The sequence below is a fragment of the Parasphingorhabdus sp. genome (genome assembly GCF_048269865.1).
Taxonomy (GTDB): Bacteria; Pseudomonadota; Alphaproteobacteria; order Sphingomonadales; family Sphingomonadaceae; genus Parasphingorhabdus.
Window position 1 is genome coordinate 425,812 of the sequence record NZ_JBLWUA010000001.1, and the last position, 17,029, is coordinate 442,840.

The 17,029-nt window shown below is 60.6% G+C and carries 19 protein-coding genes and 1 tRNA gene; 3 read left to right on the forward strand and 17 right to left on the reverse strand.

The window, feature by feature from the left end; genetic code table 11:
* Positions 1–5: 5 nt before the first annotated feature.
* From ACN0WW_RS02010 to ACN0WW_RS02030, 5 genes are all read right to left on the reverse strand, one after another.
* A complete protein-coding gene (locus ACN0WW_RS02010; RefSeq protein ID WP_417608844.1) occupies positions 6–374 on the reverse strand; it encodes a hypothetical protein in 369 nt (122 codons plus the stop codon).
* 57 nt (positions 375–431) lie between these two features.
* Complete coding sequence (locus ACN0WW_RS02015) at positions 432–956, reverse strand: helix-turn-helix transcriptional regulator (protein WP_417608846.1); 525 nt, start codon at positions 954–956, stop codon at positions 432–434.
* Between the two features lie 749 nt (positions 957–1,705).
* Positions 1,706–1,903 carry a Trm112 family protein gene (locus tag ACN0WW_RS02020; protein ID WP_417608848.1) on the reverse strand — a complete coding sequence of 66 codons (198 nt, stop codon included), beginning with the start codon at positions 1,901–1,903 and terminating at the stop codon, positions 1,706–1,708.
* Positions 1,900–2,520 (reverse strand): LON peptidase substrate-binding domain-containing protein, encoded by a 621-nt coding sequence (locus ACN0WW_RS02025; RefSeq protein WP_417608850.1) that lies wholly within the window; start codon positions 2,518–2,520, stop codon positions 1,900–1,902. Before ACN0WW_RS02025 ends, ACN0WW_RS02020 begins: the two co-directional genes overlap by 4 nt.
* Positions 2,517–3,425, reverse strand: coding sequence for a tetratricopeptide repeat protein (locus tag ACN0WW_RS02030; RefSeq protein ID WP_417608852.1), 909 nt, complete (start codon positions 3,423–3,425; stop codon positions 2,517–2,519). Before ACN0WW_RS02030 ends, ACN0WW_RS02025 begins: the two co-directional genes overlap by 4 nt.
* Positions 3,426–3,636: 211 nt before the next feature.
* Between ACN0WW_RS02030 and ACN0WW_RS02035 the strand changes: the two genes are divergently transcribed.
* Both ACN0WW_RS02035 and ACN0WW_RS02040 read left to right on the forward strand, forming a co-directional pair.
* Positions 3,637–3,711 (forward strand) — tRNA-Gly (locus tag ACN0WW_RS02035).
* Between the two features lie 233 nt (positions 3,712–3,944).
* Positions 3,945–4,853, forward strand: coding sequence for a LysR family transcriptional regulator (locus ACN0WW_RS02040; RefSeq protein WP_417608854.1), 909 nt, complete (start codon positions 3,945–3,947; stop codon positions 4,851–4,853).
* On the opposite strand, the gene ACN0WW_RS02045 is transcribed toward ACN0WW_RS02040, so the two are convergent.
* From ACN0WW_RS02045 to ACN0WW_RS02100, 12 genes are all read right to left on the reverse strand, one after another.
* Entirely contained in the window at positions 4,829–5,068 is a 240-nt protein-coding gene (locus ACN0WW_RS02045; protein WP_417608856.1) for a DUF2274 domain-containing protein, read from the reverse strand. The genes ACN0WW_RS02040 and ACN0WW_RS02045 overlap by 25 nt on opposite strands.
* Positions 5,065–6,237 (reverse strand): TrbI/VirB10 family protein, encoded by a 1,173-nt coding sequence (locus ACN0WW_RS02050; protein ID WP_417608858.1) that lies wholly within the window; start codon positions 6,235–6,237, stop codon positions 5,065–5,067. Before ACN0WW_RS02050 ends, ACN0WW_RS02045 begins: the two co-directional genes overlap by 4 nt.
* A complete protein-coding gene (trbG, locus tag ACN0WW_RS02055) occupies positions 6,237–7,229 on the reverse strand; it encodes a P-type conjugative transfer protein TrbG (protein ID WP_417608860.1) in 993 nt (330 codons plus the stop codon). The genes ACN0WW_RS02050 and trbG overlap by 1 nt, the downstream gene beginning before the upstream one ends.
* Entirely contained in the window at positions 7,229–7,909 is a 681-nt protein-coding gene (gene trbF, locus ACN0WW_RS02060; protein WP_417608862.1) for a conjugal transfer protein TrbF, read from the reverse strand. Before trbF ends, trbG begins: the two co-directional genes overlap by 1 nt.
* 6 nt (positions 7,910–7,915) lie before the next feature.
* On the reverse strand, positions 7,916–9,229 hold the full coding sequence (gene trbL, locus ACN0WW_RS02065) for a P-type conjugative transfer protein TrbL (RefSeq protein ID WP_417608864.1): 1,314 nt from the start codon (positions 9,227–9,229) through the stop codon (positions 7,916–7,918).
* A 1-nt stretch (position 9,230) separates the two neighbouring features.
* Positions 9,231–9,578, reverse strand: a complete 348-nt coding sequence (trbK-alt, locus tag ACN0WW_RS02070) for a putative entry exclusion protein TrbK-alt (protein WP_417608866.1) — start codon at positions 9,576–9,578, stop codon at positions 9,231–9,233.
* Positions 9,579–9,584: 6 nt separating this feature from the next.
* Complete coding sequence (gene trbJ, locus ACN0WW_RS02075) at positions 9,585–10,331, reverse strand: P-type conjugative transfer protein TrbJ (RefSeq protein WP_417608868.1); 747 nt, start codon at positions 10,329–10,331, stop codon at positions 9,585–9,587.
* On the reverse strand, positions 10,328–12,790 hold the full coding sequence (gene trbE, locus ACN0WW_RS02080; protein ID WP_417608870.1) for a conjugal transfer protein TrbE: 2,463 nt from the start codon (positions 12,788–12,790) through the stop codon (positions 10,328–10,330). Before trbE ends, trbJ begins: the two co-directional genes overlap by 4 nt.
* Before the next feature lie 3 nt (positions 12,791–12,793).
* Complete coding sequence (locus ACN0WW_RS02085) at positions 12,794–13,069, reverse strand: VirB3 family type IV secretion system protein (protein ID WP_417608872.1); 276 nt, start codon at positions 13,067–13,069, stop codon at positions 12,794–12,796.
* Positions 13,069–13,401: a TrbC/VirB2 family protein gene (locus ACN0WW_RS02090; protein WP_417608874.1), complete on the reverse strand. Its 333-nt coding sequence runs from the start codon at positions 13,399–13,401 to the stop codon at positions 13,069–13,071. The genes ACN0WW_RS02085 and ACN0WW_RS02090 overlap by 1 nt, the downstream gene beginning before the upstream one ends.
* A complete protein-coding gene (trbB, locus tag ACN0WW_RS02095; RefSeq protein ID WP_417608876.1) occupies positions 13,398–14,378 on the reverse strand; it encodes a P-type conjugative transfer ATPase TrbB in 981 nt (326 codons plus the stop codon). Before trbB ends, ACN0WW_RS02090 begins: the two co-directional genes overlap by 4 nt.
* 303 nt (positions 14,379–14,681) lie before the next feature.
* Complete coding sequence (locus tag ACN0WW_RS02100) at positions 14,682–15,677, reverse strand: hypothetical protein (RefSeq protein WP_417608878.1); 996 nt, start codon at positions 15,675–15,677, stop codon at positions 14,682–14,684.
* Between the two features lie 178 nt (positions 15,678–15,855).
* On the opposite strand from ACN0WW_RS02100, the gene ACN0WW_RS02105 reads away from it, so the two are divergent.
* Entirely contained in the window at positions 15,856–16,881 is a 1,026-nt protein-coding gene (locus ACN0WW_RS02105) for a DUF4238 domain-containing protein (protein WP_417608880.1), read from the forward strand.
* The last annotated feature ends 148 nt before the right edge of the window (positions 16,882–17,029 follow it).

Below are 17,029 nucleotides of genomic sequence, written 5' to 3' on the forward strand. Positions count from 1 at the left end.
TCGGGCTAAGCGGTTTCAACCACCCGCAGCGTGTTCACAGGCTCTTCGTCGCCTTTCGCTTCCAGTGGTGGGCATTCGGCATAATCACCCCAGCTCACGGCCTGCAGCCCGGCATTTTGCCGGTCTTCAGCAAGATGCCCATGGGCTTCGACCACTTCCCGATAGCTGCGCGCTGTTTGCGCAACGGCGGAGATCAGTTTTTCCGACGCGTCCATTCCTGCGGTCAAGGAAAAGCGGGTACCGGGAGCAAGGCGCGCAGCCGCGATGCTGCTCATCAATTCGCCCATCTGTACCATAGTCAAGTTCAGGGATTTTTCGACCTCATTGATTTTATGCGCAATGGGGCGTGCGGCTTCAATACGTTGGTTCAACATGCTACTCTCCAGACGCCAAACACTTGGGGCGTCGATTAGTGACCAAAAGGGCAGGGATCAATTTGGGCTGATCAACCGGCTCACCAGCATCGCGGCGAGACAGACAAAGGCAAATGCACAGGCGAGTTTGACCGAAAGGTCGACGATCGCCCATATTCGCGCCTCCTTGCTCAGATCGTTGCCCGCTTCTCCCTGTTTGCGAAGCGGTACCGAAAGGAGCGGGTTCGATGCAGATGCGTATGATTGATACGCGGACTGTGCTTCCCTGACCCTTTCTGGCGCCGCTGCCTGTTGTCCAGGCAAGGGGTAAACTGCATCCGATCTGCGCTTTTGAGCAATCCCAATATTCTTGGGCACAAAAAATTTGGGTTCAAATCCTTCGTGCTCTGCCAGCATGCGAGCTGCAGCCTTACTGCTTGTGACTTGCAGTTTTTGCCGGACTGACCGCAGCCGTTCGTTGATCACATTGGGAGTCACTCCGATTTCCTGCGCTGCGGTTTTGGCGTCATGGCCGAGCAAGAGCAGGTGAAGCACCTCTTTCTCTTTGTCGTTCAAATCGTCGCAGGAAGCTCTGGTCATCATATCATCATAAATCAGGGACGATCATTTGGCAAAAAAGAACCGACGTCATGGCGGATCGATTGTCTGTTCCGGACACGCGAAACATGAATTTTCCTTTTGTTACAATGGAGTTAAATCCTATGTTACCGCTACAATTTGTAAATAAAAATCGATAATAACTCCCTAAATTTTACCGGCGTAAGCCGTTTTTCAGCCGATATCGTTAACTTTTGACGTCTGCAGAGCGGGTGACACGGTTTGAAACTATAAAAGGATGACCCTTTTCCCGATATCCAAAATGGTTCGGCGGTTGCCCCAAGCGATGGTTCGTTCGGAGCGGCAGTAAAATGGTTCTGGTCTACCTGAATGCAAGAGCGCCGAACCGAACGCGGTCGCGACTTGGCGCAATTGAGATACCCTGGTCAGTATCTCACGCGGCAAGGAACGGCCGGACTGGTCAACGGAAGCTGTAAAACCCGCTAAGCTTCTTTGGACATTCAGATCCGGGCCGATCCCTCTTCTCCCACAATTGGATCGGCCCGGAGCTGATCTCCTGCACCTTGGTAGACCGAGTTGACGAGAGTATTTTGTCGTTGCGTAGCGTAAAGATTGTAAAATTATGATTGATTCAGAAAATAAGACATCCTCACCGAGAGACAGGGAATTGTTTCTGGGGCACCTGTTGACATGGGGTTCCCTCGTCGTGGCCATCGGCGCGGTAATATTTCTGGCTTGATCCTGGCCGGAGAGCGTCGTCCCTGGAAAGGCTGCTATAATTTACGGGCCTCTTCGACCAGCATGATCGGGATGCCATCGCGAATCGGATAAGCAAGGCCGGCGGCCGTGCTGATCAGCTCATGGGACTGCGCATCATGGACTAGTGCTGTCCGGGTCATTGGACAAACCAATATCGACAGCAATTCAGGATCTATGCTTCGGCTGTCGTCGCGCCCACTGCGATCGGTCATTGCAGGGTGACCCGATCGTCATCACCATCCTGCCGGCCAAAGAATTGCAACAGCTGGATGATGAGCTCGGCCCGATTGGCGAGCCCGTCGATTTCGAGCAGCGCCTGCTTCGATGCTGCATCGAAAGGCGCAATTTGGGCGATGCCGTTGACAAAGGCCATGTCGTCAAGCCGACCTATGCTTTCCCAGTCCACCTGATAGCCCTGCAGATCCGCAAACCGGCGGGATTCAATCTCCAGCGCGGCGCGCTCGGCGCTGGCCAGGACCTCGTCTATCTCCAGATCGTCTTCGATTTCAGCCCGGACCTGTCGAAACGCTGTGGAGGCGTCAATCTCCTCGACCACCCGGAACCGGGCCACACCTTCAAGGATGACGTTGAACCGGCCATCATCAAGCGCTTCGATATCGATGATTTTGCCAAGGCAGCCGATGTCGAACAGGGCAGGGTGATTACCCCCTTCTTTCGGCTGGATCATGCCAATCTGGCGGTCCCGGGCCATCGCGTCATTGATCAGCGCACGGTAGCGTTCCTCGAAGATATGCAAGGGCAAATGCATGCCTGGGAATAGCAACGCGCCGGACAGCGGGAAAATGGAAAGGCGTTTGGTTTCGCTCATCCGAACAACAGCGCGCTGAGCTTGCGACGCGTAGCGGCGACCCATTCATCTTCCAGGCCGACCATCTCAAACAGCGACAGCAGCTTCTGCCGCGCCGCGCCATCATTCCAGTCCTTGTCCGCGGCGATGATCGTCAACAGATGCTCTGCCGCTTTGTCATGTTCGCCGGTCGCGATCAGCGCCCCGGCCAGATCGAATCGCGCCTGATAATCCTTGTCATCCTTGGCTACCGCTTCTTCCAGAGCAGCCAGTTCGGCATCATCGGGCTTGTCTTTGGCCAACTGCAAGCTGGTCTGTGCCCGCTCGATCGCTGGGTCCTCGCGCAATTCTTCCGGTAATCCGGCGAGTGCCGCTTCCGCTTGCTCCAGATGATCCGCAGCAACCATCGAACGAATCAGTCCGCCAACCGCTTCTGCATTATCGGGCGCCATTTCCGCGATTTGCGCGAAAATTCCGGCGGCGCGCTCGGCGTCGCCGCCGCCCAGCGCTTCTTCGCCCATTGCCAGCAACGGTGCGATATCCTGCTTTGGTTCTTCCCCGCCGCCGACCGGCAACTGGGCCAGCAACTGGTCGAGTGCGCCGGTCAACTGGCTCTCGCTGCGCGCGCTGGTCAGGTCGGCGACCGGCTTGCCCTGAAAAATCGCGTAAACGGTAGGAATCGACTGCACCTGAAACTGCGCAGCGATAAATTTATTCTCGTCGACGTTGATCTTGGCCAGCACGACTCCTTTATCGGCATAGGCTGCGGCAACCTTCTCAAGCACTGGTGTCAGCGCCTTGCATGGTCCGCACCATTCGGCCCAGAAATCGAGGATAACGAGCTTGTCCATGCTCGGTGCCACGACCTCCCGCTGGAAAACCTCTACCGCTTTCTGTTCTTCGACTGTCAGTCCTGCTGTTGCCACATCATGCTCCTGTAGTGACGCGGGCCTGTTGCCCGGACCAGCGCCCAAATCGTTCATCTAGAGGGCATTATGTGGGGTCCGCGCCGTCAATGCCAAGCATATTTTTGCATTTGCTGCGAACTTAGGGATGATTGGGGCTTGCGGGGTATAAAAACCCATGCTAACCGCGCGCCTCAACTGCTGATGACGATACCCATGTCACAGCCGCCGAGCGGGCGTAGCTCAGGGGTAGAGCACAACCTTGCCAAGGTTGGGGTCGGGCGTTCGAATCGCCTCGCCCGCTCCATTATTTCTTCATATATTCAAGTGTGTATAGCCTGTAGGCGCCAATCAAGGGCGCTTACACGGCTCATTACGCTTGTTGTTGTAAGCAGAATGTAAGCGCGACGGCTTGTGCTGGGCGTGCGGTGAATTGACTCAGCCCCGGTAAATGGCATGACGTATGCAGCACCGAAAACGGAGCATTCGTTCAAATTATGGGGCCACAACAATGACTAAGGGCAAGGTGGGGCGAAGTCTTTGACCATCGACCTTCGCCAGCTTCGCTTCGCTGTTACTGCAGCAGATACGGCCAGCTTCCTGCGCGCGGCCAAGCAGCTCAATGTGAAACAGTCCACGTTGAGCAAGAAGGTATCGGCGCTCGAACAACGCCTCGGGATCACTCTGTTTGAGCGCTCCACCCGAGGGGTTGTGCCGACAGAGACCGGCAAGGCCTTCCTCGAGGTCGCGCGGCGGATCGTCACCGATGCCGACAATCTGCTGACGACGGCGAAGGCCGTGAGATACGGAGAGGTCGGGCGCCTGATGGTCGGCTTTTCCGGCTCGCTCAGCACCGGCAATCTGCGCCTCCTGCTCGGCGATTTGCTAGAACGCTTTCCCGATGTACAACTCGATGCGCTCGAAGCCAGTCCGGAACGCATGCTATCTGGGCTGCAAACCCGCATCGTCGACATCGCCATCCATGCCAGCCAGATCGAGGAACCCGGAGTCACCAAGCGCTGGCTGTGGTCCGAACGACTGATGGTCGTCTTGCCCAAGGAAGATCGCCTGGCCAAGAGCGAAAGCCTGTTCTGGACCGATTTGCGCAAGTCGGTCTTTGTGATGCCGCGGGAACGAAGCGGGCCGAGGATTGCCGAAGTGATCCGCCAGCGGCTTGGCAGCAATGGCTTAAAGGCCAATATCATCACCCAGGAAACGAGCGCAGAGACCATCGCCGCTATGGTGCCGTTCGGCAAGTTCATCACCGTGGTCCCCGAAAGCGCGACCGGCGCTACCCGGCCCGATGTCGTGTTCCGCGAGATAACCGACCCAAGCGGTGCTGCGCATCTCGATTTTGCAGCCTGGTGGCGCGAGGACAACGACAATCCCGCACTCGCCCGCTTCTTCAAGCTGCTCGATGAACGCTATCCGCTAACCGGCACTGGCTGAATGTTCCGCCGCGCTTTCGCGAACTCGCGATCGGTCGCCATAAACCGCTCCAGCATCGGGGCGACCAACTGCTCGGGTGTTGGTGCACCCAGCTCCTCTCCGCCATTCAGGACGGTGCCATAGGTAACCAGATCGCAGTGCAACCGGGCGGGGATCTCGATGGTGAGCTTGACCGGCTTCTCGTCGGTGATGTCGGAAAGCTTGAGCCTGGTCACGATCCACTTTCCAGTACGATATCACGGGTGACCAGCACCCGCACTGGATAGCCCGGCCGTATAGTCAGCGTCGGGCGGATATTGAGCTCGCGCGAGACGATCTGCTCGCCTGCGCGGTTGACGCTGTCCTGACTGCCGCGCCGCAGCGCTCGTGCCAAATCACTGTCACTACCGGAACCAAATTCGCTGCCCACGCCCAGCAAGGTCGAGACCAGCGCGGCCTTGAGCACGCCGCCCCAGTGATAGTCGACCCCGTCTTCGAGGCCGGCATAGCCGGAAGGGTCGGCTGCAGGCTGGCGTTCGAGCACAATTGAACGGCCATCGGGCAGGATAAGCCGGTTCCAGGCGAGCAGCACGCGCCGCTGGCCAAAGCCGACATCGGATTCGTACTCGCCTATAAGGCGCGCGCCCTGCGGGATCAGCAAGCGGCGTCCGGTCAGGCTGTCATAGACGTTTTGAGTCACTTGCGCGGTTACAAGCCCGGGCTGGTCGGAGCGGATACCGGTAATGAGTGCGGCGGGGATGACTGAACCGGCTTGCAACAGCGCCCCCAATGGTGCGGCATCGAGCCGCTGCAATGAAACCGTGCGGCGCTCGGCGGGTCGATCGAGAAAGGCAGGCTGTGCGGCAGAAACCGAAGTCTGAGCTGATGAAGGCACTGGATCGGAGGGCGGGAGCCCCTGCGCTAGACTGGCAGCGGGCGTTCCGCCGCCAAAAAACAGGCGGCTACCGCGTGCGGCTTCGCGTTCCTGTTCGATCCGCTGACGCGCCGCTTCCTCTGGGCTGATGCCCTGCGGCGGCGGCGGGGGCGGTTGCGCGCCGACAGGCGGCAAGGCTGCGACAGCCCCGCGCTCCTGCGCATCGAGGATCGGTTTTCCGAGATCGCCGGGAAGCGGCGGCCCGAGCTGTGGCACCTGCGAATAATCGCTCGGGGCCGATGTCAGACCATCGGCGACCGCGACACCATCGGTGTTGAACAGCTCCTCCTCGCCCCCTTGCGAGGCAGGCTGCAGCGCATAGAGCAAAGCTCCGCCCACAAGCGATAGTCCGACGGCGCTGGCGATACCGATGGCTTTGCGCGACAGTCGCACAACGCGCGGGCCCTCGCCGCGCAGGCTGGTGATGGATTCGGCGTCGCCGGGGCGTTCGGGAGCAGGCTCGCTGTTCATCACTCGCTCCGCGCGCGGTTGGTGATCTTGACGCGAACCTGCCTGCGTCCTGCGCCGAGCCGCAATTCGGCCTTATGGAACAGCCGGTCGACGATCAGGTAGCGCCCGTTCACCCGGTAATTGACCAGTTCGGCCTCGCCCTCCTCGCCCATGACGAAGAAGGGCGGCATTTCGCCTTGGGCAATGTCGGGCGGGAACTCCACGAGCGTGCGCTGGCCGTCATCGAACACGCGCAGCGGCCGCCAATCGGGTTTGTCGCCCGATACCCTGTAATCAAAATTGAGGTTTTCGATCGTGAACCCATCCGCAATCGGCGCCGTGCGCACGGCTTCGGCTACTGCCTGGCGCAATGCGATCAGCTCGTCTTCGGGATAGGACCAGCTGACCGACGCCATGTAGACGCGGGCGTTGGCGCGCAGTTCGACGTGATAGGTGCGCCGGTCGGTGTTGATGACAAGGTTGGTGGTGATGTCAGGCCGGGTCGGCTTGACGAGGATATGCACCCGCTGTGTGGCGCCCGATCCGCTTAGCGTATCGCCGATCATCCAGCGTACCGTATCGCCTGCAGCAACCGGGCCGGGACCGACCAGCTGCTCGCCTTCCTGCAAGGCGATATCGGTCACCTGACCTGGCTTGGCATAAATCTGGAACAGCGCCCCTTCGCTATAGGCATAGCGCTGAATCGCGTTCTGAAAGCCTGCATCCTCGGGCTGGATACGGGCAGCATCATTTGCCGCTCCCACTTGCGTCTCGGGGTCAGGCGGGCGGGAGCGGCGCGCGGCAGTGGGGGAGGCCTGCCGCGATAGGAGATAGATATCATCGGGTGTCTGGATCGCCGTGAGCGGGCGCATTTTCACCAGCGCTGCCAAGGCTGACTGCATGGCCGCAGCCGAGGGGGCCGGGGTCGCCGAGGCCGGAACGGCCAGCGCCAGCGACGCCGCACCAAACAGGCTGACATAGATTTTGCGAGACAGAATATGTGAGCGGGACATCAGCCGAGCTCCTTTGACCAGTTGATGGATGTGACAAAGATGCCGAGCGGGTTCTTGCTGAGCGCATCGGGATTATTGGGCGGCTGCACGGTGATGCCGAGGATCGCGGTCCAGCGGCTCGTCTCGGCGAGCGCGCCGTCGCGGTAGCGGCGCTCGACCCAGGCCACCCGGAAACTCCTCGGCGAAGCACGGATCACGCTGGTGACATCGACCGCCACCTGCTCGCGTCCAATCACGGAAAACGGATCATTGGCGCGCGCATAGTCATTGAGCGCCAGCGCGCCCTTGTCGCTCGCGAAGTCATAGGCTCTGAGCCAGTTTTCCCGCACGACGATGGCATCGTCGGGAATGGCGCGGACATGCTCGATGAAGCGGGCAAGGTGGAAGGCGACCTGCGGATCGGTCGGTGCGAACTCGGCATTGGCAGGCGCGACGCTGCGCGCTTCGCCAAGCTTGTCGACCTCGACCACCCAGGGGACGATGGTGCCGCGCGCATTCTGCCAGATGAGACCGCCGGTCAGCGCTGCCGACAAGCCGAGCGCGCCGAAGAAGGCATAGCGCCAGCTCTTCGCCTGGATGCGGGCCGAGCCAATGCGCTCGTCCCAGACTTGTGCCGCGCGCTGATAGGGCGTCTCGGGTTGCGGTGTCTTGCCATACCGGATCGAGGGGCGTTTGAACATGAGAGGTCAGTCCTTCTCTTTCGTGTCGATGGAGAAGCCTGCGCCGTGGCCGTCGCCGGAGCGCACAGTGTGCGCGGCGAGCGATGCCGAGTGGCCGAGGCTCTGGCGCTGCTTCATGGATTTGGCCCAGGCGGGCGGGCCGTTTTCGGGCTGTGGGCCGGACGGCGTGCTGCCTGGTGCAGGCACAATGCGCCCGCCCATATTGCCGACCGACGCCCGTGCACCCTCGCGGAAATTGCTTTTGGCGCTTTCTGCCGCTTTGCGCAGCGGCGACATGGCGGCACCTCCTGCTGCGCGGCCGACACCGGCCATGCCGCCTGCAACCGCTGCACCGCCGCTCTTGCCTGCGGAGCCTGTGGCGTAGGCCATGGTTGCTCCGCCCGCGGCGCGCGATGTGCCTTGCGCGACCGACGAGGCAGCGCTGGCGACAGCCCCGCCGGCAAGCTTGGCTCCGGCGACAGCTCCCACCGCCGCGCCGCCCGCTAGCAAGGCGGTGCCTGCTGCTGCGCCCGCTCCCAGTTGCGGTCCGCCTGCGACGATGCCGTTGGCAATGCCGGGGCCGAAGATGCCCAGACCGAGCAGCGTGAGGCTTGCAAGCACGATGGCGAGCGCATCCTCGATCGTTGGCTCGCCAGGGATTGCGCTGGTAAATTCAGCAAAGAGCGTCGAGCCGATGCCGATGATCACGGCCAGCACCAGCACCTTGATGCCCGAAGATACGACATTGCCGAGCACGCGCTCAGCCATGAAGGCGGTTTTGCCGAACAGACCGAAAGGGATAAGGATAAAGCCAGCCAGCGTTGTCAGCTTGAACTCGATCAGGGTGACGAACAGCTGGATCGAGAGGATAAAGAAGGCGATGATCACCACCGCCCAGGCAAGCAGCAGAATGATGATCTGCAGGAAATTCTCGAAGAAGCCGACATAGCCCATCAGATCGGCGATGGATTCGATCAGCGGCCAGGCGGCATCAATCCCGACCTGGGCCACACGCCCGGGCTGTAACAGGTCGGCGGCACCCAGCCCTGACCCGCTGGCCTTGAGGCCGAGACCGGCAAAGCTGTTGAAGATGATGTTGGCGAGCGCGCTCCAGTTACCGATGATATAGGCGAAGATGCCGACGAAGAGCGTCTTCTTGACGAGCCGCGCGATGATGTCGTCATTCTCGCCCCAGCTCCAGAACAGGGCGGCTAGCGTCACATCGATCACGATTAGCGTGGTCGCGATGAAAGCGACCTCGCCCGAAAGCAGGCCGAAGCCGCTGTCGATATATTGGGAGAAGATCGCCAGAAAGCGATCGACGACGCCCGTGCCGCCCATGTCAGTCCTCCCCTCGTTGGTCGCCAACCGGGGTTGACGTTGGGATGTCCGCTATGAGCGGCGGCGCAGGATCAGCGAGCTCAGAATAGGCCTCTGGATGATCCACGCCCAGGAAGCGGCGGCGCTTTTCGGCCCAGGCCGCGCGGCAATCGGGTGAGGACAGCGCCAACTCGCCCAACTCTGCACAGGCCTTGATCTGTAAGGGCAGCGGGTCGCCGTCGGGCACCCAAGCGATTGGCACGGAGTCGGGCCGTGTGGCAGGCTCCTCGCGCATCTGCACAAGCGTCATGGCGAAGGCGAGGCCGACGAAGACGGCGGCACCTACGCGCGCGAGGAGCTTGCTATCCATGGCGGGTCACTTTTGCCCGCTGGGCAGATAGCGCGGACGATTGGCCAAAAAGCGCCGCAGCTGTTCGCGCGCCTGAGCCTTGGCTGCCGCGCTTTCGGCAGCATCAAGCGCCTGCGCCCGGCTCATCGCTGCCAGCGTGGCAGTGAGATCGGCCAATTGGCCTGCTTGCACCGCCAAGAGCTGGTTGCCTGCCTGCGCGGCCTGCAAGGCACCACTGGCCGACTGGCTGGCGCTGACCAGATTGCCCACCGCTTCGCGTGAGCCTTCGATATTGGCCACCGCGCCCGCCTGGACCTTCAGCGCGTCCTCGAACCCGGCGACGCTGTTTTGCCAGCGCGCCTCAGCGCCATTGACCATCGCCTGCTGCGAGGCACCCAGCGGGATATTCTTGTACTGCGCATCAAAGGCCGTTTCGATAGCGCGCACATCATAGGCGATGCGCTGGGCTTGCTGCAGCAATTGCTGCGTCTGGCGGATCTGGTCTTGCAAGGGCTGGAGCACGGTAAGCGGCAGGCTCTGCAAATTGCGCGCCTCGTTGACGAGCGAGTTCGCCTGGTTCTGCAGCATGCGGATCTGGTTGTTGATCTGCTCAAGCGTGCGCGCAGCGGTCAGCACGTTCTGCGCATAGTTCGTCGGATCATAGACCACCCCGCCGAACTGCGCGTGGGCAGGCGCGGACACGAGAGCGCCGGAGCCTGCGCAGGCAAGCGCGACACCGGTCAAAAGGCTGCGAAAGTATTTCCGAGGAATCATGGGAGGTCTCCTTGTTGGGGGCTGGGGGTAAGGGATGTGCGCTCGGGGGCTCCGAGCAGGTCGGCAGCCCAGTCGAGGCCGCGATGTCTGAGCCAGGCGGCGGCAAAACCTGCGCGGCCGGAATTCTCGATGATCCTCGCGATAGCGAGCTGGTCACTCTTTGAAGAGGCTGCGGTGAAGGCGAGCGCGACCTCTCCCAGACCCAGTTCGAACAGACGGTTGCCGCGCGCTGACTGACAGTAATAATCGCGCTTGGGCGTTGCCCGGCTGAGGATTTCGATCTGGCGATCGTTGAGCCCGAAGCGGCGATAGATGCTCAGGATTTGCGGTTCGACCGCGCGCTCATTGGGCAGGAAGATACGGGTTGGGCAGCTTTCGATGATCGCGGGCGCAATCGCTGAACTCTCGATATCGGCAAGGCTCTGCGTTGCGAAGACGACGCTCGCATTCTTCTTGCGCAGGGTTTTGAGCCATTCGCGCAATTGCGCGGCGAAGGCCGGGCTGTCGAGCACCAGCCAGCCCTCATCGATGATGATCATCGTAGGCGATCCGTCGAGCCGCCCTTCGATCCGGTGGAAGAGATAGGAGAGGACTGCGGGGGCCGCTGCCGATCCGGTCAGCCCCTCGGTTTCGAAAGCCTGAAAACTCGCTTCGCCTAGCCGCTCGCTTTCAGCATCGAGCAACCGACCAAAAGGACCGCCGATGCAATAGGGCGCGAGTGCCTGCTTCAAGCCCTGCGATTGGAGCAGGACGGCGAGGCCAGTGAGGGTGCGTTCGGAAATTGGCGCGGTCGACAGCGAGGTCAGTGCCGACCAGAGATGGTCCTTGGTAACCGGATCGATGGTGACGCCTTCGGAAGCAAGGATTGCCTGCAGCCATTCGGATGCCCAGCCTCGCTGCGCCGGCTCGTCGATCCGCGCGAGCGGTTGCAGCATCACGGCTTCATCGCTGTCATCTGAAAGGCTTGATCCCAAGTCCTGCCAGTCACCGCCGCAAGCGAGCGCTGCCGCGCGGATCGAGCCGCCAAAATCGAAGGCGAAGATTTGCGAGCCAGCATAGCGGCGGAATTGCATCGCCATCATGGCGAGCAGCACTGATTTGCCCGCTCCGGTTGGGCCAACCACCAGACCGTGTCCGACATCGCCGACATGCAGCGAAAAGCGGAACGGGGTCGAGCCTTCGGTCTTCGCATAAATGAGTGGCGGCGCAGCGAAATGCGCATCGCTTTCCGGCCCAGCCCAGACCGCCGAGAGCGGCATCATATGCGCCAGATTGAGCGTCGAGATCGGAGGCTGGCGGACATTGGCGTAGACATGACCCGGCAGCGATCCGAGCCACGCCTCGATGGCGTTCATGCCTTCGGTCACACAGGTGAAATCGCGCCCCTGGATGACCTTCTCGACCAGACGCAGCTTTTCGGCTGCGAGCGCGGCATCCTCGTCCCAGACGGTGACGGTCGCTGTGACCAGCGCCAGACCGACATGGTCGGCGCCGAGTTCTTGCAGCGCCGTATCGGCATCCTCGGCCTTGTTGGCCGCGTCGCTGTCGACCAGCACCGAGGCCTCGTTGGTCATCACCTCTTTGAGGATCGCGGCGACCGATTTGCGCTTGGCAAACCATTGGCGGCGGATTTTGGAGAGCAGCCGTGTCGCGTCGCTCTTGTCGAGCATGATTGCCCGCGTCGACCAGCGATAGGCGAAGCCTTGTGCGTTCAATTCATCGAGCAGGCCGGGAAAGGTCGCGCTCGGAAACCCGATCACGGTGAGCGTGCGCAGATGCGCCGTGCCAAGACGCGGTTCGAGCCCGCCAGTGAGCGGCTCGTCGGCGAGCAGCGCATCCAAATGCATCGGGGTTTCATGAACGCGGACGGACTGTGCCCGCGTCGAGATGCAGCTGTGGAGATAGGTAAGCGTTTCGCCGTCATCGAGCCAATGGGCTTCCGGAAAGAAGCCCTCGAACAGGCGCAGCAGACGGTCAGTCCGATCGACGAAGCCGTCCAGCAATTCGTGCGGATTGACGCCTTTCTCGGCCTTGCCCTCGTAGAGCCAGCTTTCCGCACGCGCGGCGTCCTCGGCGGGCGACATCCACAGGAAAGTGAGAAAATACCGGCTCTCGAAATGCGCGCCTTCCTCGGCAAACTGCGCAGCGCGTTCGCGCTCGACTAGGGCGGACGCGCGATCGGGAAAGTCACAGACTGGATAGTCGAGCGCTGGACGGCGCACCGCTTCGACGAAGATCGCCCAGCCTGACCCCAGTCGCCGCAGCGCGCTGTTGAGCCGCGCAGTAGTGGCGATCAGTTCGGAAGGCGTTGCGCTGTCGAGGTCTGGCCCACGAAAGCGCGCCGTCCGCTGAAAGCTGCCGTCCTTATTGAGCACCACTCCGGGCGCAACGAGTGCTGCCCAGGGAAGGAAGTCCGCGAGCCGGTCGGCCTTATTTCGGTATTCGCGCAGCGAGAACATTCGTCACACCCCGCAATGGGCAGGAAAGCGCAGATGCCGCCGGGCGACGTCCACGAATTGCGGATCGCGCCGCGCTGCCCAGACCGCCACCATGTGACCGAGCGCGAAGAAAACGAGCCCAGCGATCCACAACTGCAGGCCCAGACCAATGGCTCCGGCCAGCGTTGCATTGGCGATCGCGAGCCCGCGCGGTGCGCCGCCCAGCAAGATATGCTCGGTCAGCGCGCGGTGGACCGGGACCACGAAGCCATTGGGCAAACTGGATGCGCCGCTCTCCATCAGACGAGCGCCCCGCCGCCGAAGGAAAAGAAGGAGAGGAAGAAGGACGATGCGGCAAAGGCGATCGACAGGCCAAAGACGATCTGGATCAGCCGCCGGAACCCGCCCGATGTGTCACCAAAAGCCAGCGCCAGGCCGGTGGCGATGATGATGATCACCGCGACAATCTTGGCAACTGGCCCTTGGATCGATTCAAGGATGGCCTGCAGCGGCGCTTCCCATGGCATGGACGAGCCTGCTGCATGGGCGGGCGTGGCAACGACGAGTGCCACGCAGGTAGTGAGTATTGTAGCGTGCAGGCGCGAGCGCGCACGCGATAGAACGTGAATCACGAAGGGTCTCCTTGAGTGGGGGAAAGGGGTGCAAGGACATATTCGCCGGTTGCATCGAGCCCGCGGACCTCGGCCAGTTCAGCGAGCCGCCGTCCGGTGCCATCGCGCACCAGCACAGCGATAACGTTGATGGTTTCGGCGATCAGCGCACGCGGCACGGTGACCACGCTTTCCTGAATCAGCTGTTCGAGCCGCCGCAGCGTGCCGAGCGCTGTCCCGGCATGGATCGTGCCGATCCCGCCCGGATGGCCGGTGCCCCAGGCCTTGAGCAGGTCGAGGGCCTCTGCACCGCGCACCTCGCCAATCGGAATTCGGTCAGGCCGCAGCCGGAGGGCGGAGCGGACCAAGTCGGACAGAGTGGCAACGCCATCTTTGGTCCGCAGCGAGACGAGATTGGGAGCAGCGCATTGCAGTTCGCGCGTATCTTCGATCAGGACGACGCGGTCAGAGCTGGAAGCAACTTCGGCCAGCAGCGCATTGGTAAGCGTCGTCTTGCCGGTGGAAGTGCCGCCAGCGACCAGAATGTTCTTCCGCGACACAACGGCATCGGCCAGCAGATCGGCCTGCCAGTCTGCCATGATGCCCGCCGCCACATAGTCGGATAGCGTGAACACGGCGACGGCGGGCTTGCGAATGGCAAAGCTGGGTGCGGCAACCACAGGCGGAAGCAGCCCTTCGAAACGTTCACCGCCTTCGGGCAGCTCCGCCGAAATGCGCGGCGCCCCGCCATGAACCTCGGCACCGACATGATGCGCGACCAGACGGATGATGCGCTCGCCATCGGCGGCACCCATCAAGCAGTCGGTTGCGGCGAGGCCCTCACCCAGACGGTCGACCCAGAGGCGGCCGTCTGGATTGAGCATGACCTCGATCACTGCGGGTTCTTCGAGCCAGCGAGCAATCTCTACGCCCAAAGCCGTGCGCAACATGCGCGCGCCGCGCGATGATGCTTCGGACCGGATTGGAATGACACTCATGTGCTGCCCCGGATTGTGGCAACCGACCATCGGCTGCGCTTGCGAGGCAAATCAAAGAGGCATTATATTGCCGTTAGGCAACAGGGATTTGTTATGAGCGTAGCGTAGCGAAAAGAGAGAAAGGATTAGCGCAACTTGGGCCGTGAGCTGACTGTCCGGTTTGAGCAAGTGTAAACGTATAGCTGACATTTGCTCGAAGAATTTGTGTGCCAAGGCGAGGCAGCGAATTGCGGAGAACGACCTTTATTGAGGCGTTATGCCGCGCCGCGTTCGAGGCAAGCGTCCACAAGGATAAAAAGCGACCTAGCTGTCTCGGCCTGCTAAACGGTCGAGCCAGCGATTACCTTCGAGCGACTCGCTATAGGGACGACGACTGGAAATGTCGGCCGCGCCGCCCTTTCCCCAGCGATTGTACTGCGACAGATCGTCAAGCAGCGGATCGAGCCATTCATGGCCATGATATTGGAATTGCCGATGTTCGCCATGCCGAAATGCATCAGTGAGTTGTGGCTTATCGTCACGATAGAATAGGAAGTTGCTGGCGTAGACCTGCGTGATCGCGTTAAACTGTTGGACTTCGTCTGCGCCGAGCCGAAGGGTCACGAGCCGCGGTTCGGTCGGATATTGCATCGGCGACATGTAGATGATTGTCGCCGTCGGCAGGATCGGCAGCACCAGCTTGAGCCCGGAGTTGAGGGCGTCCTGCGATGCGGGGAAATTGTGCAGGAAGCCATCGCCGGCGATGAACTCAAGCTCGTCGCTGAAGAGGATTGCCCAGCGGCCGTGCATCATGCGCTTGCGATAAGCATCATACAGCCCACGCTGGTTAGCGGCTATCAGGCTCTTGTCGGCGGTCGGATTGGCTAGGCCGAAGCTATGGCGATAGTATTCAGTGGTGCGCTTGATCGACGCGCGAATGCTCGGGCTTCGCGCTAGCAATGAGGCAGCGATGCGAGCTACCTGCATCGCGCTCTCCTCAGGTAGCGGGTGCGGCGCAATTCGTTCAACCATCGGCCGATTAGGTGCCCCGAGCGCAGTCTCGAGTGTCGCCAGCCACTGCACGAACTCAGCCATTTCATTGTCAGGTTCGTTAAAGATCGGTTCGAATGTCGAGTCCCATGGACCACCGATCTTTATATGGTGGGCGTTTGTAATCGCACCGAATGCTCCCGGCGGCGCGCGGTGGACGGTTCCGTCTGGCCGGATTACTGAGACCATCCCATCACCTGCCGTCCAATGGTTGGCGAGCGTTCGCGGCCACCAATGATGTAGTTCTGTCTTCAGCGGCTTCTGATTCATGGTCGCGCCCTGGGGGGGATGTAGATCAATGTCGAGACTTCGTGAACGCGGCGCAGCTTGAGAATAATGCGGTGCTTCATCAGCTAGATGTAGGTACCTTGTATGAAGAGTTCGAGTTCCGGTTCTCATTTTTGACGAAACTATTGCGCCGTCGATAACGCCGCACCATTTCAAACACATGGCTTCTTTACCGACAACGGATCAGAATGCAGAGCGCAAACGCCACCATTTCGTGTCTGTGACATATCTCGAAAGCTGGGCTGCCGCATCGGGCAAGCTGCATGCCTATCGCAGCGAAAACCCAACCGAACCGCTTCACGTCCTTCCCAAAAATACCGGCTTCGAAAAATACTATTACAGCCAGCTTCGCGAGGATGGCTCTCGCGACAATGACAGCTTCGAAAACGTTTTCGGCAATGTCGAAACGCAATGGCCGACGGTGCTGGAAGCGGTAGATGCCGGGACGCTAGATCCCAATTCCCTTCACGGACTGTTCGCCATGCTCACGATGATGCGGACGAGGGTTCCGGCGGCACGCGACTATAATGAGGCGCTGATGGCGCTGGAAACAAGGACCGGCATCAAGGTACTCGCCGAAATGGGCAAGCTGCCGGATAAGCTGAAGCGGTATCAAGATGAGCTCGATACGGTTGAAGTGACCGTCAACCGTCCACGCACTCTTGGAACTATGAGCGAGGACATGCGCCGGTTCGCCGATATGACCCGGCGGCTGGGATTTGAAATTCTCAGCGACGATACCGGAACTGACTTCATCACTTCGGACAATCCGGTCGCCTATTTCGATCCCGACGATCGCGGCATCCGCCAGCCATATATCGAGAACACAAAGGTTGAGCTCTATTTTCCGCTATCGCCGAGGTATGTCCTGCGTGGTGCAAACCGGCTCAAGCGCTTCGGGCCGACCCCTCGATTTCGCAAGATATCGGACAAGAAGAAGATTCACGCAATCAACCGCATTACTTCGCGTTTTGCGTATCGCCTCGCGTTTGCCGGCGACAGATCGAATGATGACCTTATTCAGCGCCACGCGGCAACATCGCCAGTGCTCGATGCGGATGTTGTGCGTAAACCCGGCAAGATAGAATACTACATCGGTCACAAGTTCGCCGCCCGGCCCGTTCTACCCAAATTCAGGCCCGAGGCGTGCGAAGATGATCTCTGTCAGGAAGATTTTAGGTCATAAGCGCTAAACAATGAACTCGAACAACCCAATGTCACCTTTGCCAATCTCGCGATCATTCCGCGATTTGAACGCGGACGAAATCAAAGATCCCGAAATGTTGATGACTCTTGCCGAATTCGGATGGAGCGGCACATTCGATTGGCAAAAA

Bases quoted from the DNA above. Each gene is read 5' to 3' on its own strand.
- ACN0WW_RS02010 (WP_417608844.1), bottom strand. From the start codon at position 374: ATGTTGAACCAACGTATTGAAGCCGCACGCCCCATTGCGCATAAAATC.
- ACN0WW_RS02015 (WP_417608846.1), bottom strand. From the start codon at position 956: ATGATGACCAGAGCTTCCTGCGACGATTTGAACGACAAAGAGAAAGAG.
- ACN0WW_RS02020 (WP_417608848.1), bottom strand. From the start codon at position 1,903: ATGACCGATCGCAGTGGGCGCGACGACAGCCGAAGCATAGATCCTGAA.
- ACN0WW_RS02025 (WP_417608850.1), bottom strand. From the start codon at position 2,520: ATGAGCGAAACCAAACGCCTTTCCATTTTCCCGCTGTCCGGCGCGTTG.
- ACN0WW_RS02050 (WP_417608858.1), bottom strand. From the start codon at position 6,237: ATGAACAGCGAGCCTGCTCCCGAACGCCCCGGCGACGCCGAATCCATC.
- trbG (WP_417608860.1), bottom strand. From the start codon at position 7,229: ATGTCCCGCTCACATATTCTGTCTCGCAAAATCTATGTCAGCCTGTTT.
- trbF (WP_417608862.1), bottom strand. From the start codon at position 7,909: ATGTTCAAACGCCCCTCGATCCGGTATGGCAAGACACCGCAACCCGAG.
- trbL (WP_417608864.1), bottom strand. From the start codon at position 9,229: ATGGGCGGCACGGGCGTCGTCGATCGCTTTCTGGCGATCTTCTCCCAA.
- trbK-alt (WP_417608866.1), bottom strand. From the start codon at position 9,578: ATGGATAGCAAGCTCCTCGCGCGCGTAGGTGCCGCCGTCTTCGTCGGC.
- trbJ (WP_417608868.1), bottom strand. From the start codon at position 10,331: ATGATTCCTCGGAAATACTTTCGCAGCCTTTTGACCGGTGTCGCGCTT.
- trbE (WP_417608870.1), bottom strand. From the start codon at position 12,790: ATGTTCTCGCTGCGCGAATACCGAAATAAGGCCGACCGGCTCGCGGAC.
- ACN0WW_RS02085 (WP_417608872.1), bottom strand. From the start codon at position 13,069: ATGGAGAGCGGCGCATCCAGTTTGCCCAATGGCTTCGTGGTCCCGGTC.
- trbB (WP_417608876.1), bottom strand. From the start codon at position 14,378: ATGAGTGTCATTCCAATCCGGTCCGAAGCATCATCGCGCGGCGCGCGC.
- ACN0WW_RS02100 (WP_417608878.1), bottom strand. From the start codon at position 15,677: ATGAATCAGAAGCCGCTGAAGACAGAACTACATCATTGGTGGCCGCGA.
- ACN0WW_RS02105 (WP_417608880.1), top strand. From the start codon at position 15,856: ATGGCTTCTTTACCGACAACGGATCAGAATGCAGAGCGCAAACGCCAC.